Origin of the sequence: Vibrio sp. L3-7 (genome assembly GCF_963898195.1) — a bacterium.
Lineage (GTDB): Bacteria > Pseudomonadota > Gammaproteobacteria > Enterobacterales > Vibrionaceae > Vibrio > Vibrio echinoideorum.
In genome coordinates this window covers 19,336-36,431 of the sequence record NZ_CAWQUW010000005.1, presented here as the reverse complement: position 1 = coordinate 36,431, position 17,096 = coordinate 19,336, and the positions used below count along the sequence as shown (strand labels likewise).

Here is a 17,096-nt window from a genome sequence, read left to right as displayed (position 1 = left end):
AGTAGACTTCCGCTTGTGATCGCTCCCCACTTCCAAGCCTTCATGAATTGAAGAATTATTGTCATACAATATTCTATATACATCTAATGAAACGTAAGGACATGTAGCATGCGATCAATGAAAGACATCACTCAAGACGCTATCGACATCGTAAAACCCTCTATCGACAAGCTTTTTGAAAGAACCAATAGAAAAGAACTGCATATTGTCGTTATGAATCCCCACCTCAAACCTTGGGAAGCCTCTTTCGAAGACGCCATTCTTTATGAGGAATCTTTAGGAGACCCTGGTAATTGGACTATCAAATTTGATCACCTTGCTCGTAAGAAAGCTCAACAAGCATGGCGAGAATCTACAAGTAATCTAACACTGCACTCACAACACCCATCCTCACTACGTGACGAAGACTTATTGTTCTACGGCTCATTTGTTTACGGAAATGTTGTTGTTGCCTGCAGTGGCGTTCAACAATGGTATGACATGCTAATCAGTGGCTGGATAGCGGTGGCTATTGAACAGTTAACAATGCACGAATACCAAACCGAAAAAGCTGAAAACCCTACAAAAACATATCGCTAATAATTAGAAACAGAAGGTACTTATTATGAGTAAACTATTAAAATCAATCATGCTAGCAGCTGGTATTCTTGTTTCTGCAACATCGATTGCAGCAGACTACCCTAGCAAAAACATTCGCTTGGTTGTGCCATTCGGTGCCGGCGGTGGTACAGATGCTGTTGGGCGTACTCTTGCCAATAGCGCCAAAGACATTCTGGGACAAAATATTTCAATCATGAACCGTACTGGTGGCGCTGGCGCCGTTGGTATGAGTTTTGGTGCCCAGCAGCGAGCTGACGGTTATACATTAACAGTAGTAACTCGTGAAATCGCTTCGCTTCCTCAAATGGGTTTGATGCGCCATACAGCAGACGACTTTAGATTGATTCGTTTAGTCAACTTAGACCCAGCAGTAGTATTGGTTGCAGCAGATAGCCCATACAACACCATCAATGACCTAATCAAAGAAGCCAAAGAAAACCCAGGCAGCGTAAAATTTGCTTCAACTGCTGCGCCAAACTTCTACCTCATGTCTTTAGAAAAAGACCAAGGCATTAAATTAAACGCTATCCCTTACAACGGTGCGTCTGAAGCAATTCCTGCCGTATTAGGCCATCACACAGACGTAACAATGGTTACACCGGGTGAAGCTATCGCTCAACTTCGTTCAGGCCAGTTAAAAGCATTAGGTGTCATGTCTGAAGAACGTATTCAGTACATTCCTGATGTTCCTACTTTGAAAGAACAAGGTATTGATGTTGTAACAGGTACATGGCGTGGTATTGGCGCTCCAAAAGATACGCCTGATGCGGTAATTGAGAAACTAGGTGCTGCATTTGATGAAGCAATGGCAAGTGAGGAGTTCAAATCTTTCATGGCGAAAGGTGCGATGACTATTCACAATCTTGATGATAAAGCATTCACTGCATTCGTTGCAGAAGATACAAAGTCACTTACTGAATTAATTCAATAATCTCAACTCATAGGCACAACGACAAGTTGTGCCTTTTTATCAGTTTGTATCTTTCCCTTGCTTTACTTTTTAGGGTTAAATTCTATGTCTAACGCCAACTTAAATCGAAATGTCGTCTTCCCTTCCATAATCATCATTCTTAGCGCAATAGCACTCGTGTTGATTACTCAGTTTGATCGTCCTATGTATCAAGATGCCAGTGTCGATGCGAAATTTTTTCCAATGATGATTGTGATTGCTCAAATTGCTATCTGCATTGTTCTCATCGTTCAACACAAACTTAAAGGTGTATCAGAACAACAAGAAGCGATGGTAAGTAAAATGTCCATCTTCGGCGTTGCTTATCTTATCGGCTACGCATTGCTCATCAGTGTCGTTGGTTACCTTTACGCTAGCTTGATTGCATTTATATTTTACCTTGTTTATTTCAAAGTTAAGAAGCCAATTTATTACGTTGTCGCCGTTGTTTTTGTGTTTGCGGTTTACTATTTATTTGGCGAGGTGTTCTACATCGCGCTTCCTGAAGCAATGTGGTCATAGGAGGTCATAATGTTTGAATATCTAATTGATGGTCTCGCGACAGCTGTGAGCTTTGCTGTACTTCCTGTCCTTGTTTTTGGTGTGCTAGGTGGGGTTATTTTAGGTGCATTACCAGGACTAACCGCAACAATGGGCGTTGCGATACTCCTTCCGTTTACATTTGGCATGGAACCAACTTCAGCCCTTGTGATGTTAATCGGTGTGTACATTGGTGGTATTTACGGTGGTTCGATTGCCGCAATACTACTTAAAACACCAGGGACGCCAGCTTCAGCAGCAAGTGTACTCGACGGTCACACAATGGCTGTTAGAGGGCAAGCTGCCAGAGCATTAAGTATTTCTGCTGTGGCTTCATTTATTGGCGGATTATTAAGCACTATCGTTCTTATCGCAATTGCTCCCAAATTGGCGACGTTCGCACTGCGTTTTAATGCACCAGAATATTTTGCACTCGCTCTGTTTGGTTTAACTATTATTGCGAGTGTTTCTTCAAACAACATTTTCAAAGGATTATTAGCTGGCACGATTGGGTTGTTGGTTTCTACCGTTGGACTCGATCCAATCAGCAGCGTACCAAGATTTACTTTCGACATTATGGATCTCTACAGCGGAATCAATGTCATCCCTGTTTTGATCGGTTTGTTCGCTCTTTCTGAAGCGTTAAACCAACTAGAAAAGCTGTTCTCCGAAAAGAAAGTCGTTGCGCCGAAATTTGATCACAAACTATTGAGCAAAAGCGATCTAAAAGAAATGCTACCAACAGCCATAAAAAGTGGTTTGATGGGAACAACAATCGGATCTGTACCAGGCGCTGGTGCTGATATTTCTGCATTTGTTTGTTACAACGAAGCAAAACGTTCGTCGAAAAACCCAGAAGAGTTTGGCAACGGTTCAGTTCGTGGCCTAGCGGCGGCTGAATCAGGCAACAACGGTGTAACGGGTGGTTCATTAGTTCCATTGTTAACACTTGGCGTTCCTGGAGATGCCGTCGCAGCGGTTCTATTAGGCGCTCTAATTGTACAAGGCCTAACACCCGGCCCTCTTCTATTTGCACAAAATCCAGAAGTGGTTTATGGCGTTTTCAGCTCAATGCTAGTCGCTAACCTTGTGATGCTGGTGATTGGTTTACTGGGTATCCGATTCTTTTGCCGCATTATTGAAGTGCCAAAGATCATCATGATCCCAATTATTGTCTTCCTATCGATTGTTGGTGCTTACGCGATTAATAACTCGATGTTTGATATAGGGATTGCGATCGGTTTTGGCTTACTTGGGTTTGTCTTAACTAAACTGGATATACCTTCTTCACCGATTTTGCTTGCGATCATCTTAGGGCCAATGGCAGAAACCAACTTAAGAAAATCACTATTGATGTACGACGGCAGTTGGTCTTTCCTTTATGAGCGCCCTATCGCTCTAGCGTTTATCTTGTTGGCGGTATTATCTGTTTACTCAACATTAAAGATGAAGAAGAAGCAGAAACGAAAGCAAGCTGAAGAACATCCATAATGAGCCGCTCGTTTAACCTATAACGTTCAAATAAGTCAAAGCCAGAGACACGTGTCTCTGGCTTTTTTCGTACACAAAAAGCAATGATTTTCGTAAACGACAGACAACAAAAAAGGCATGCGCTTGGCATACCTTTCTAAGTCGTTATTTTGAACAAAGCTGTCATTTCAATCTGAAATGGCTCAGACGTACTTTAAACCATTTCTATTACGCATCTACTACGCAGTCACCAAACGGTGGTTAGCATCTTGCAAGTGAACGGCAGAAGCAATTCTCGCCTTGTCACAATCACCGGCCATGATAGCTTCATAGATTCTACGGTGTTCATTGATACACGTACTTCCTTCTTCAGAAGAGTGCACGATGAAGTTGATGAACATCGTAGTCAGAATGTTACCAAATGGCAGGTAAAAATCGTTTCCTGTCGCATTAAAGATCAAGCTATGGAAACGAGTATCAATGTCTGTCCAACGCTCTTGGTCAAACACTTCAGCTTCATCCACTTCTACCATCTTTTGGAAGATCTCTGAAAGCTCGATACGTTGTTCAGCAGTCGCAAATTTTGCCGCCAATGCACACGCTTCAGGTTCAATCGCGCGGCGAAGACCCAAAAACTGTGAACAAAACTGATCGACGTCGGTTAAGCCGTCCATCCACTCAATCAGTTGAGGATCAAGGAAGTTCCAGTATGCACGGTCCACTACACGAGTACCGATTTTCGGGCGGGACTCTAGCAAACCTTTAGAAGTTAGCAGTTTAACTGCTTCACGAAGTGCCGTTCGGCTGATACCAAACTGTTCACACAACGCCATTTCACCAGGGATAATAGAACCTTGTGGCAAATTGCCAGACAAAATTCCACGAGCGATTTCGCGTGCTACTTGCACGTGTAGGCTACGCTTCGAGCCCGAAATTGAATTAAAAGTGCTAGCCATAAGTTCGCTTATTTATATGTTATGTTTATGTATTATTTAAGGAGTACTATAACAGTATTTCAACCTACATCCAATTGAGTAAAATCAACGCGGATAGTGCCCGATTAATTTACTCAACTAATCAAATGCTTAGAAAATATCTAATTCCAATTAGCTAGAAACACTATGTTACACCATTCATAAATCCGTCATCAAAATGCATCGGTTCTGTCATCCTCGATTTCTATACTCCATCCCCAACAGATAACTCAATTGGACTGAAATCATGAAACCGACAAAAACAAATCTCACGCTTAAAACCGCTATGACTGCTGCGCTGATTTTTTCTGGTTCTGCATTAGCAATGGACACGCGATATGAAGACCGTTCAGGAAACTTAGTGGCCGATATACCCCAAGATGAATCACAATGGGTTGATCCAAACACACTAATTTTTGCTTACACACCAGTTGAAGACCCCGCAGTATACGCTGATGTGTGGAGTGAGTTTTTGAGCCACCTTGAAAAAACAACGGAAAAAACGGTTCGTTTCTTCCCAGTACAAAATAACGCAGCTCAAATTGAAGCCATGCGTTCAGGTCGCCTTCATATTGCTGGCTTTAACACAGGTTCAACCCCTCTAGCCGTTAACTGTGCAGGCTTTGCACCTTTCACCATGATGGCGGCTGAAGATGGCTCTTTCGGTTACGAAATGGAAATTATCACTCACCCAGGCTCTGGTATTGAAAAAGTAGAAGACCTGAAAGGCAAAAACCTAGCATTTACAGCGCAAACCTCTAACTCTGGCTTCAAAGCACCTTCTGCGATTCTAGATGCTGAATACCAACTTCAACCGGATCGTGATTTTAAACCTGCGTTCTCTGGCGCACACGACAACTCTATCTTAGGCGTGGCGCACAAAGATTACGACGCAGCAGCTGTCGCTAACTCTGTCTTGAACCGCATGCTTTCACGCGATGTCGTAAAAGAAGAGCAAATCAAGAGCATCTATAAATCACAAACTTTCCCAACTACCGCATACGGCACGGCTCACAACTTAACGCCAGAACTACAAGAGAAGATTCAACAAGCATTCTTCACGTTTGATTGGGAAGGTACCAAGTTACAAGAAGAGTTCGAGCGCAACGGCGAAGCGAAGTTTGTTCCTATTACTTACCAAGAGCATTGGGAAGTGATCCGTACTATCGATACAGCAAACAAAGTGTCTTACACGTGTAGCTAAGTTCAACCGAACTAAAAAGCCAATCACACATTGATAAAACTAACTGCAGGCTTACGCGCCTGCAGTTACTCACCACTCTCAGCGGTTTGCTTCCCATGTCAACCTCACGCGAACTCTTAGTAAACCATCGCTATAGGAATTCTATGTCTACTCTTACCCTTAAAGGGCTTACCAAGCACTACTCCAGTTCTGATAAAGCCCTGACCAACGTTAGCTTGTCGGTGAATGCCGGCGAGGTCGTTGGATTGATTGGCCCATCTGGTGCGGGTAAATCAACGCTGATTCGCTGTATTAACCGACTAACCGAGCCCACCAGCGGCGAAGTTATCTTCTCCAACACCAACCTTGAGACACTGTCTAAGCGACAACTGAGACATTCACGACGTGAGATTGGGATGATTTTCCAAGAATACGCACTGATTGAGCGCTTAACCGTCATGGAAAACGTGCTTTCGGGCCGTTTGGGTTACGTGAATTTCTGGCAAAGTTTTACTCGCCGTTTCCCAGAGTCGGATATTCAGGCGGCTTATGCCCTACTCGACCGAGTTGGCTTATTAGAGCACGCAAATAAAAGAGCCGATGCACTGTCGGGAGGACAACGCCAACGTGTTGGTATTGCACGTGCGTTAGCTCAAAAACCGAAACTACTATTGATCGATGAACCAACGGCCGCGCTCGATCCGCGTACGGCACGTCAAATCATGCGATTGATCAGCGAGGTTTGTTCTGAGCAACAGCTCCCTGCCATCATCAATATTCACGACGTTCAGTTGGCAAAACAATTTGTTGACCGAGTTGTTGGCTTAAATGCAGGCTGTGTGGTATTTGATGACACACCAAACCTTTTGACTGAAGATGTATTAACACAGATCTACGGTGAAGAGGATTGGAGCCAACAAGCAGAAGAAGAGGCCGATGACCTAATCATCACAAGCCCTCGCTTGTCTGAGGCAACAATATGATTCAGCCATATCCAAAGCAAGCTCAACATCATTCAAAATCAGCTCAACAAGATCCCAAGTTAGCTCAGCAATACCCAACACAGTGGACAAAGCCACCACTGATTTCAAATCCATGGTTACGTTGGAGCTTAGTTATCATTGTTGCGGTTTACTTATATCTCGCGACGCAATCGGTACACGTCAACTGGACTCGAATTTACGAAGGCAGCGAACGTGGTTGGCAGTTCATTTTGGCCTTCATGAATCCAGATTTCGGTGGACGTTGGGACAACATCTCGCAAGGTTTGATTGAAAGTTTAACCATGACACTCACGTCAACCGTGGCAGGCGTCATTCTGTCCATTCCGTTTGGATTAGGTGCGGCCAAAAACCTTGCCCCGACTCCTGTTTACCTATTCTGCCGCTCGTTTATTTCTGTCGCTCGCAGCTTACAAGAGATCATTGTTGCGATTTTGTGTGTGGCTCTGTTTGGCTTTGGTACGTTTGCGGGTTTTGTCACGCTAACATTCGCTACCATTGGCTTTCTCGCAAAGCTGTTCGCCGATGAGATTGAAGCGATAGATCCTGCACCACTCACCGCAATGCGCGCAACTGGCGCAAGTTGGCTACAACAAGTGAACTATGCGATTCAAGCGCAGGTAATGCCACGCTTTATCGGGCTTTCGATGTACCGACTCGACATCAATTTTCGTGAGTCTGCCGTGATTGGCATTGTTGGCGCAGGGGGTATCGGCGCAACATTGAACACCGCGATGGACCGTTATGAGTACAGTGCAGCCGCCGCTATTCTATTGATTATTATCGTGATTGTGATGTTGTGTGAATACCTATCGACCATCATCCGTAAGCATGTGCAGTAAGGAACGACTAAATGAGCACGCTAAATGACACACCTTCAAGCGCCATGAATCGTACCCAATGGCAGCGTTACGACAGCAAACAGAGCCTAATGCTTTGGCTCGGTTGGCTTTGCTTTGTTGCTTTAACCGTTTTTGCCTGGCAGGTCATGAATAAAGAGACTATCTGGTATTTTGTAACGGATTCACCTAATCAACTTGCTGATATTTCTTCACGCATGTGGCCACCAAGATGGAGCTACTTAGAGTCACTTTGGAGCCCGATGTGGGACACGATTAATATCGCAACACTTGGCACCCTATTAGGGATCGTACTCGCGTTTCCAGTTGCGTTCTTAGCCGCACGCAACACAACACCAAGCACGACGTTTATTAGGCCTATCGCACTGTTCATCATTGCGGCAAGTCGTTCGATTAACTCATTGATTTGGGCTTTATTATTAGTGGCGATCATCGGCCCAGGGCTACTAGCCGGTATTATCGCGATTGCGCTGCGCTCGATTGGTTTCGTGGCTAAGTTGATGTACGAAGCGATTGAAGAAGTGAACGTCACTCAGATGTCGGCGATTCAATCGACGGGGGCGTCTCCACTGCAAGTGTTGAACTACGGCATTCTTCCGCAAGTAATGCCAAGTTTCATCGGCACGAGCTTGTTCCGTTGGGATATCAATATTCGAGAATCAACAGTGTTAGGTTTAGTTGGTGCTGGCGGTATTGGATTGAAACTGCAAGAGTCAATGGCGATGCTGGCATGGCCTCAAGTAACGGTGATTTTCTTTGCGATTCTAGTGACAGTAGTCTTCTCTGAATGGTTAGCTGCCAAAGCAAGAAAAGCTTTTATCTAGATAATAGAGCATCTCGAAGCCTACTCACTGAGTAGGCTTTTTGTTTAATGGAAACCCTATAAATTAATCCCACAATTAGAACCGCACTTCATTAGTGACCGTCCCTACACCTTCGATCGTCACCGACACTTCATCTTTATCAGACAATGCATGGGTTCTCCCCGGCGTACCCATGAACACTAGGTCACCCGGCTTTAAGGTAAAATAGTGGCTCAAATAACTGACGACTTTGCGCGGCTTGTGGATCATAAACGAGGTGTTCTCTTGCTGAACGATATCGCCGTTAACACGCGTTGTAAGTTCAACATTGTTATAGTCAATGCCTTTCACAATAGTGTGACCAATCGGTCCAAACCCATCCGATGCCTTGGCTCGCAACCACTGCAAATCACTGTTCTGCCAACTTCTTTCCGTTATATCATTACCCACCGTGACACCGAAAATTGCATCTTCTGCATCTTCTTGACTGACTTTACTGATTTCTTTGCCAATCACGACCACCAGCTCACCTTCAAAATGCACATTCTGAGCATCAAAAGGGGCGTGAATGGTTTCACCCGATAAAATCAAAGAAGACGGCAGTTTCAAGAATAAAGGAGGCGGTAAATCAGGATGAGAAGCAGCATGACTCACGTAGTTCATACCAACGGCAAAGACTTTCTCTGGCTCAGTAGGAAGCAACAGTTCAACTGATTCAAGTGGAATCGAGGTTTTTTCAATTGAATATTTGCTAAAGATGTCACCATTGATTGGAAAAATAGCGTCTTTAACCAACTTTCCGTAGCTGTTTTTGTCTTGATAATGGTAACGCACGAATTGCTCTGTATTTACATTGTTTTGCGTGCTATCCGCAACAGCATAGGCGGAACAAGAAGCAGTAAGTATTATCGCCAACCCTTCAATTAACTTCATGATTTATCCTTAATTATTTCATTTCTAACACATACTGTAGCCTACACATCGACACCACATTGACTGTTATCAATTATTTAATACGTTCTCCTTATCTGCTCACATTATTCCCTTTTCTACCGACATAAAAAAACCGAGCAACTCGCTATGAGTTACTCGGTTTGACTTATTCCCGATGTTTTCAGTCGTTGTTGGTTTCAACGAACGATTTTTCAATCACGACTGAATTTCAATGTGATGCTTCGTTCCCGCAAAGCACCACATCAATACATGTCATCGTTAAACGACATGTATGTTAATCATTTACAGTTGAGCAAATGATCCTTCCCACGAGTATGTCTCACCCGCGAACTCAACAGTGTGAGTTGCTTGCTGCGTGTCTTCAGCTTGGTTTGAGATACCGTAGTGGTAAGTGTTGCCAGAAGTAGTCTGAATGCGAACAACAGTCCCGACACTGTTATGACCCACAACAGACACTGATTTAACTAGACCACGAGCGCCTACAGAGGCTTCGATAGACTCGTTAAAGTAACCATGCGTTTCTAGTACAGAAGCAAACACGTGGTTTTGACCAGACTGACGTAAGATGAACGCAGGCTCACTCTTAAGGTTGAAGTCTGGATCGTTAGCACCAGTGCGAGCAAAAATCACTTCGCTGCCCGCATTCGCGCTGGTTACTAGGCTGTAGTAGCTGCTGTCATGTAGCCAGCTAACTAAAGAACCTTCTTCGTTCACTTTGCCTGAAGCAACGTTCCATAGATGTTGGTAACCGTTATCTTCACCTAATGGCTTAAGCGTTTTTTCCATGTTGTAATCAAAGTCAGTACGGATGATCTGCCCAGAGTGGTGAACGGGTAGGTCGTACTGGTGCTCAGCGTCAGCTTCAATGCGGTATACATCGATAACTAATGGCTTCTCGAACTCAGGAAGTTCAGCAAGAATCACGCTGCGTTGCATGTCTATGCCTGTGTAGTACTCAGAAATTGTGCCGCTCATGCCTTGCAGAGATTGGTCGTCTGCTACGAAGAAGTGCTTCTGACCAAACTTAGACTCAGCCAATGCTGTGTTGAAGTTGTTCTGCGTTTTCTGATCAACCGTTACTGTGTTGTGAGCAACCGTCTGCTTACAGTAAGACTTGTTCTCTGGAATGTAACGACCGCCAAATTTAGGCTCAACGTTTACCCAGCGACCGAAGCCGTAATCGTGCAGTACTTCGTGGCCACGGTTGAATACGCTTAGGTGCAATCCATCGTAGTGACCGTGGTCTAGAGCAGAGTGGTACTGGTGATCGCTGCCGTGTTGACCAAACCAGATCAATGCCATCGTGTCGTCATCTTGTTCGTCACGGTGACGAAGGATGCTTACGCCGCCTTTTTCGCCTTCAGGGCCATCGGTTACAAACAGGCTACCCCAGTTGAATGCTTTGATGTCGTCTGCTGAATCAACCGCGTCAGACAATGTTTTACCTGAAGCATGAACCCAAACGTTTTGTTGGTGGTTAGCCATACCAAGCAGAGTTTCAGTCTGCTCGTAACGGTGGTAACACACGGACGTTGCCATGATAACGCCTTCATCGTTGATAGAGATTGTCTTCGATGAATCGTTCAGAGCTGGCAATGTACCGTCTGGGAATGCGGTTTTGAATACAGAGTAAGACGTTGTCTTGATCACTGAATCGTTGAATTCATAGATACCAACTTCAGGCTGACGACGTTCAATCGCTTCTGCGAACAGGTAGATTGGACGTAGAGAGAAACGGTGGTAGTAAGGACCTTCCATGTAGTAGCCGTCTGGCGAGAACAGTTGGTCAAGTTGCGCTAAGAAACCGCCGCTTACTTTATCTAGTTTCAGGCCGTAAAGCGCTTTGTCTACAGATTCTTGGTCGTTGATCGCGTAACCACAGATACCAACCGCTGCCACTGCCCATAAGCCGTGGTTGTGTACGATATCGAAGTCGTGTGCGTAAGTAACAACGAACATTTCGATCATTTGCTTAAGAAGATCGTCTTCGATCAGGCGCTTCTGCTCTTCAGAGATTGTGTGGTAAATACAGCTGTACGCACAAGAAGCGTAAAGCATCCACATGTTCTCGTTCAACGTTTGGTGGAACAGCTTACCCGGAGGGTTAGAGTCACGGCTTACGTTGCTTTCCAATGTTGGGTATACCGTCGCGTACGCTGTTAGCATATCAACGATGTAATCACGGTACTTAGTTTCCTCAGTGATAAGGAACAAACGGCCCGCTAGATCCATGTGGATGTAGTTTTGCTTATGACGGTTATGTTCGTAACCGCCGCCTTCACCGTGACCTGGTACTTCAATGCCAACTTCAGCCATGTAAGCGTCAGTTTGTTTAATGTCGCGAGTCAGTGCGTTACCTAAAAGGCTATCCTTGCCAAGTTCTTTACGAAGCTCTGCTGCTTCATCAAAGTTAAGTAAAAGTGGTTGATAGCTCATTATTATTTCCCCTGCTCTGCTGTACTTGCTAATTCTGGATTTAAAATTGTTTCTACTGAGTAGAAGCCCGTCCAGCTGTATACTTTGCCGTTCAGTTCTACTTTGTGTTCAGTGCTGTCAGTTGCGCCAAGTTGGTTGCTGATCATCACTGTCACGTTTGATTTCTCTGTCGTAATCTCTACTACTGAACCTACATTCGTGTGAGCAACAACATTGATGTTTTTCACAACACCACGAGCGTTTACTGATTGCTCGAATTCTTCGTTAAAGTAACCGTGTGTTTCTAGAACAGAAGCAAACAATGTTGTTTCGCCTTTGCTGCGTAGAATGAATGCAGGCTCTGAACGTAGGTTAAAGCTTGGATCGTTAGCACCAGTGCGAGTGAAGATGATTTCTCCGTTCTCGTTTGAACTTGTACCCAACCAAGTGTAGTACGTGTTGTTTTGTAACCAGCTAACTAACGCAGTGCCATTCACTTCACCACTTGCTACATTCCATAGGTGTTGGTAACCGAAGTCACTACCTAGTGTATTTAGCTCTTTGTTTGCTTGGTATTCGAAGTTAGTGCGAACAATTTGACCTTGATATTGATGAGAGTAGTCAAATTGGTGATCGCCTTCGCCGCCTTTTGTAGAACCTAAGCGGTACAAGTCTAGCAATAGCGGAGACTCAAACTCTTCAAGGTCTAGCATGAACACGCTGCGTTGCATGTCAAAACCTTCGTAGTGATCGTTAGCAAATGCGCTCATGCCAGTGATTTTCTCGTCTTCAACTTTGAAGAAGTGAGGTAAACCGTGTACCGCGTCTGCACGTTCAACGTCAAAGTTGTTCTGACATTTTTCATCAATCGTTACTGCGTTATGAGCAATCGTTTGACGAGCGTAAGATTTGTTTTCGTCTAGGTAACGACCACCGAATTTTGGCTCAACGTTAACCCAACGACAGAAGCCGTATTCACGTAACACTTCTTGACCGCGGTTGAAGAAAGAAATACCCAACGTATCGAAGTTGCCGTGGCCCATGCCGTGTTGGCCGTAGTTCATAACAAGTTGAGAAACGTCGCCTTTCTTATCCTGCATACGGATAAAGCCTTGTGCGCCGTTGTGGCCTTCAGGACCCTCGCTCAATTCAACACTTGGCCAGAAAGGCATACCGATTTCTTGTTTAGCTGAAGCCTCTTCGTAGGCTTTAGATAGCTCAAGACCACATGGGTGCATCCATACTGCGTCTTGAATCTTCGCCATACCAAGAATGTTTTGGTCAACGCCACTTTCAGAAGAGTAATGCTTGCTGTAAACGCTAACCGCTACTTGAACACCCATATCTGTGATGCCCATAGTACGAGACGCATCGTTTAATGCTGGGAATTCACCGTTCGGGTAAGCCGTAGAAAGCATTGCTTGTACTGTGTTACCAATCACGCCGCCTTTGTAGTTGTAGATATCAACTTCAGGCATGTGACGGTGAATAACTTCAGCAAATACACACGTTGGACGAATCGCGTAACGGTGATAGTAAGGACCTTCCATGTAGTAACCAGAAGGTGCAAACAGTTGAGAAATTTGCGCTAGGAAACCGCCAGTATCGTTACGGTCGATGCCGTACACTGACATTTCAAGGTACTCGCGCTTGCCTAGAGCAAGACCACAGATACCCACAGCGGCTACAGCCCAAATTCCGTGGTTGTGAATGCGGTCGAAGTCGTGTGCGTATTTAACCGTGAACATTTCTAACATTGGTTCGAAAATGCGAGACTCAATGTTGTCACGTTGTTCTTGTGTCATTGTTGAAGCAACACAAGAGTAAGCTAAGCTTGAGAACATTAACCAGCAGTGCTCGTTCAGGATTTGGTGGAACAAACGACCTGTTGGGTTAGTGTTTTTCTGTACGTGGTAATCAAACGTTAGATATTTGTCTGCGTACACTTCTAATAATTTTGTAACGAAGTCAGCGTATTTTTGCTCTTTAGTGATCAAGAACATGCGACCAGCTAAGTTCATGTACGTGTAATTTTGCTTATGGCGGTTATGCTCGTAACCCCCTGCTTCACCGTGACCTGGAACATCAATAGGTAAACGCATAAACGCTTCTAAGTCTTTCGCGTTCGCTGCAATGGTTTTGCCCATTAAGCTAGAACGGCCCACTTCAAGGTGAAGTTGCTCAATTTCTGCTTCAGTCAACAATACTGGTTTGGTAGTCATATTCTTTGTCACCCTCAATAAAGAGTTTATCTGTTTAAACTTTGATTAAATTTTCAAACTCCATATAAAGTAATACAATATGAGCTTTAATCATACCTATTCGGTGCTAAATGATGAGTAGAATCACATAAATCACCATAAGTCATTGATGTAGTTAAATAATGACAAATATCGAGCATTTGTTAAGTTGTTGATTTATTTACGCTATATAAAGTATCACTTGATCAATATCACACAATTTTAGATATATTGTATTACAATTAGGCTCATTCCCTTATTATGAATGTAAGCTAAGTAACACTTAAAAGATTTAAACAGATTAGGAGATACACAATGAACTCTTTCTTTATGCTAGATGAAAATCCATGGGAAGAACTTGGTGGCGGTATTAAACGTAAAATCGTTGCTTACACTGACGATCTAATGGCTGTACACCTGTGTTTTGATAAGGGTGCCATTGGCCATCCTCACACACACGAAATTCATGACCAAATCGGTTATGTTGTTCGTGGTAGCTTTGAAGCTGAGATCGAAGGCGAGAAGAGAGTACTTAAAGAAGGCGACGCTTACTTCGCTCGTAAACACATGATGCACGGTGCTGTTGCACTAGAGCAAGACAGCATCCTTCTTGATATCTTCAACCCTGCGCGTGAAGACTTTTTAAAATAATGAATAGCGCAACCTCAGTTGCTAAGGTAAGCATATGAAATCATTAAACATCGCGGTCATTGGCGAGTGCATGGTTGAGCTACAAAAGAAACAAGATGGGCTTAAGCAAAGTTTTGGTGGCGATACGCTAAATACTGCACTTTACCTGTCACGCTTAACAAAAAAACATGGCATCCAAACAAGCTATGTAACAGCACTTGGCACTGACCCATTCAGTACTGACATGTTAGAAAAGTGGCAAGCTGAAGGTATCGACACAAGCTTGGTGGCTCAGCTCGATCACAAACAACCAGGGCTTTATTACATCGAGACCGATGAAACTGGTGAGCGTAGCTTCCACTACTGGCGTAGTGATGCTGCAGCGAAGTTCATGTTTGATCAGCAAGACACGCCTGCTCTACTTGATAAGCTGTTCTCTTTTGATGCGGTTTACCTAAGTGGCATTACGCTTGCTATCTTGACAGAAAATGGTCGCACACAGCTGTTTAACTTCTTAGACAAATTTAAAGCTCAAGGCGGTCAAGTATTCTTCGACAATAACTACCGTCCTAAACTTTGGGAAAGCCAACAAGAAGCAATTTCTTGGTACTTGAAAATGCTTAAGTACACCGACACGGCTCTACTAACGTTTGATGATGAACAAGAGTTATACGGCGACGAAAGCATTGAACAATGTATTGCTCGTACGTCTGAGTCTGGTGTGAAAGAGATCGTGATCAAACGTGGCGCGAAAGACTGCTTAGTCGTCGAAAGCCAAAGTGCTCAATATGTAGCTCCAAACCCAGTTGACAACATCGTAGATACTACGGCTGCTGGCGACTCGTTCAGTGCTGGCTTCTTGGCTAAGCGTTTGAGTGGCGGTAATGCTCGTGACGCAGCATTTGCAGGTCATATTGTGGCAGGAACCGTGATTCAGCATCCAGGTGCTATCATTCCTGTAGATGCGACGCCTGATCTGTCTCTATAATTACGCACTTTATATATTAATCAAGGGTTTGCTTAGTTAAAAGCAAGCCCATAATTAACGTGAGAAAGAATTCATGACTACATTAAATGAACAACTAGCAAATCTAAAAGTAATTCCTGTAATCGCTATCAACCGTGCTGAAGACGCTATCCCTCTAGGTAAAGCACTTGTTGAAAACGGCATGCCATGTGCAGAAATCACACTACGTACAGAATGTGCAATCGAAGCGATTCGCATCATGCGTAAAGAGTTCCCTGACATGCTAATCGGTTCAGGTACAGTACTGACTAACGAGCAAGTTGACGCATCTATCGAAGCGGGTGTTGATTTCATCGTAAGCCCAGGTTTTAACCCACGTACTGTTCAATACTGTATCGATAAAGGTGTTGCTATCGTACCGGGCGTAAACAACCCAAGCCTAGTTGAGCAAGCAATGGAAATGGGTCTTCGCACGTTGAAGTTCTTCCCTGCTGAGCCTTCTGGCGGTACTGGTATGCTTAAAGCACTAACAGCGGTTTACCCTGTTAAATTCATGCCTACTGGCGGCGTAAGCTTAAAGAATGTAGATGAATATCTATCTATCCCTTCTGTACTTGCGTGTGGCGGTACTTGGATGGTTCCAACTAACCTTATCGACGAAGGTAAATGGGACGAACTAGGTAAGCTTGTTCGTGATGCTGTTGCTCACGTTAACGCTTAATCTGTTTTAGATTTCGTGATAAAGCCTCACTTCGGTGGGGCTTTTTGTTATCTGAGGTTTTTCAATAACTGGATTTTGTTATCTAAATCTTTTGGGTAACTGAAGTTTGATCGTTGATAGTTTGAGGCTGTTACCTGAAGAGCACGACGCTCAAACAAGTTAAGACCTCTACAATACATTCCCGTTTATCAGGCCATCCACCAGCTTTGTGACTGGTAATTTGTAATTTTGTGCACGTGCTATTTCACTGTGCTAAAACGCCTTACACGACCTGGCAAACACTCTAAGCACTCACTTATGTAATCTAACTCACTCGACTCATACCGTGTCTTGAGCCCTGTATCGACGCATCCGCCCTTACTCACCATTAAGCATACAAACCTCTTACATATAGTTAGAAATCGCCATGAAGCAATACAAGGCTTATGGCTATGATTATCGCTTATCGCTTATCGCTTATCGCTTATCGGATATCGGATATCCGATATCCGATATTGGGTATAATTCTCGCTAGCGCCTACTCCAATTTCGAGCGGTTGGACAAACCAAGACTCTAAACACAAGAACAGCAGAAAAATTGAGCGGATAAATCGCGTAGATAAATAGTACGGATAAATAATGAGCAATTCAGGGCGTGAAATAGAAAATAGCGACATAAAAACAATAAGCTACACTTAAATGCTAGAAACAATATTTTGCGATTTAGTACGGAGATTTAACGTGAATCCCGTCGCACAACCACGTTCAGTTGTAGCACATTTGTTACGGTTATAATTAAAATCTTATAAA

The 17,096-nt window shown here is 43.9% G+C and carries 15 protein-coding genes; 11 read left to right on the top strand and 4 right to left on the bottom strand.

Translation table 11 applies throughout. The annotated features are described in order from the left end of the window. Positions 1–108 precede the first annotated feature (108 nt). The 4 genes from AACW75_RS05470 to AACW75_RS05455 all read left to right on the top strand — a co-directional run bounded on the left by AACW75_RS05470 (position 109) and on the right by AACW75_RS05455 (position 3,580). On the top strand, positions 109–579 hold the full coding sequence (locus AACW75_RS05470) for a hypothetical protein (RefSeq protein WP_017076741.1): 471 nt from the start codon (positions 109–111) through the stop codon (positions 577–579). Positions 580–604: 25 nt separating this feature from the next. After that, positions 605–1,531, top strand: a complete 927-nt coding sequence (locus AACW75_RS05465) for a tripartite tricarboxylate transporter substrate binding protein (RefSeq protein WP_017076742.1) — start codon at positions 605–607, stop codon at positions 1,529–1,531. 84 nt (positions 1,532–1,615) lie between these two features. Further along, positions 1,616–2,071, top strand: coding sequence for a tripartite tricarboxylate transporter TctB family protein (locus AACW75_RS05460; protein ID WP_017076743.1), 456 nt, complete (start codon positions 1,616–1,618; stop codon positions 2,069–2,071). A 9-nt stretch (positions 2,072–2,080) separates the two neighbouring features. Further along, positions 2,081–3,580 carry a tripartite tricarboxylate transporter permease gene (locus AACW75_RS05455; RefSeq protein ID WP_145570165.1) on the top strand — a complete coding sequence of 500 codons (1,500 nt, stop codon included), beginning with the start codon at positions 2,081–2,083 and terminating at the stop codon, positions 3,578–3,580. 218 nt (positions 3,581–3,798) lie between these two features. Here AACW75_RS05455 and AACW75_RS05450 read toward each other — a convergent pair whose 3' ends face one another. Continuing rightward, positions 3,799–4,515, bottom strand: coding sequence for a FadR/GntR family transcriptional regulator (locus AACW75_RS05450; protein ID WP_017076745.1), 717 nt, complete (start codon positions 4,513–4,515; stop codon positions 3,799–3,801). A gap of 265 nt (positions 4,516–4,780) precedes the next feature. Between AACW75_RS05450 and phnD the strand changes: the two genes are divergently transcribed. The 4 genes from phnD to phnE (AACW75_RS05430) all read left to right on the top strand — a co-directional run bounded on the left by phnD (position 4,781) and on the right by phnE (AACW75_RS05430) (position 8,401). Next, the gene (gene phnD, locus AACW75_RS05445; protein WP_145570164.1) at positions 4,781–5,737 is read left to right on the top strand and encodes a phosphate/phosphite/phosphonate ABC transporter substrate-binding protein; all 957 of its coding nucleotides are present in this window, start codon (positions 4,781–4,783) and stop codon (positions 5,735–5,737) included. A gap of 143 nt (positions 5,738–5,880) precedes the next feature. Then, complete coding sequence (gene phnC / locus AACW75_RS05440; RefSeq protein ID WP_145570163.1) at positions 5,881–6,699, top strand: phosphonate ABC transporter ATP-binding protein; 819 nt, start codon at positions 5,881–5,883, stop codon at positions 6,697–6,699. Then, on the top strand, positions 6,696–7,559 hold the full coding sequence (gene phnE / locus AACW75_RS05435; protein ID WP_237297662.1) for a phosphonate ABC transporter, permease protein PhnE: 864 nt from the start codon (positions 6,696–6,698) through the stop codon (positions 7,557–7,559). The genes phnC and phnE (AACW75_RS05435) overlap by 4 nt, the downstream gene beginning before the upstream one ends. 11 nt (positions 7,560–7,570) lie before the next feature. Continuing rightward, entirely contained in the window at positions 7,571–8,401 is an 831-nt protein-coding gene (gene phnE / locus AACW75_RS05430; RefSeq protein ID WP_145570162.1) for a phosphonate ABC transporter, permease protein PhnE, read from the top strand. Between the two features lie 75 nt (positions 8,402–8,476). On the opposite strand, the gene AACW75_RS05425 is transcribed toward phnE (AACW75_RS05430), so the two are convergent. The 3 genes from AACW75_RS05425 to AACW75_RS05415 all read right to left on the bottom strand — a co-directional run bounded on the left by AACW75_RS05425 (position 8,477) and on the right by AACW75_RS05415 (position 13,971). Then, complete coding sequence (locus AACW75_RS05425) at positions 8,477–9,313, bottom strand: fumarylacetoacetate hydrolase family protein (RefSeq protein ID WP_145570161.1); 837 nt, start codon at positions 9,311–9,313, stop codon at positions 8,477–8,479. 303 nt (positions 9,314–9,616) lie between these two features. After that, positions 9,617–11,770 carry a heparinase II/III domain-containing protein gene (locus tag AACW75_RS05420; protein WP_017076751.1) on the bottom strand — a complete coding sequence of 718 codons (2,154 nt, stop codon included), beginning with the start codon at positions 11,768–11,770 and terminating at the stop codon, positions 9,617–9,619. 2 nt (positions 11,771–11,772) lie between these two features. Continuing rightward, positions 11,773–13,971 (bottom strand): heparinase II/III domain-containing protein, encoded by a 2,199-nt coding sequence (locus AACW75_RS05415; protein WP_029225293.1) that lies wholly within the window; start codon positions 13,969–13,971, stop codon positions 11,773–11,775. A 333-nt stretch (positions 13,972–14,304) separates the two neighbouring features. On the opposite strand from AACW75_RS05415, the gene AACW75_RS05410 reads away from it, so the two are divergent. The 3 genes from AACW75_RS05410 (at position 14,305) to AACW75_RS05400 (ending at position 16,307) form a co-directional block, all read left to right on the top strand. Continuing rightward, entirely contained in the window at positions 14,305–14,640 is a 336-nt protein-coding gene (locus tag AACW75_RS05410; RefSeq protein WP_010438329.1) for a cupin domain-containing protein, read from the top strand. Positions 14,641–14,674: 34 nt separating this feature from the next. After that, the gene (locus AACW75_RS05405; protein ID WP_017076753.1) at positions 14,675–15,607 is read left to right on the top strand and encodes a sugar kinase; all 933 of its coding nucleotides are present in this window, start codon (positions 14,675–14,677) and stop codon (positions 15,605–15,607) included. 73 nt (positions 15,608–15,680) lie between these two features. After that, a complete protein-coding gene (locus AACW75_RS05400; RefSeq protein WP_010438323.1) occupies positions 15,681–16,307 on the top strand; it encodes a bifunctional 4-hydroxy-2-oxoglutarate aldolase/2-dehydro-3-deoxy-phosphogluconate aldolase in 627 nt (208 codons plus the stop codon). The last annotated feature ends 789 nt before the right edge of the window (positions 16,308–17,096 follow it).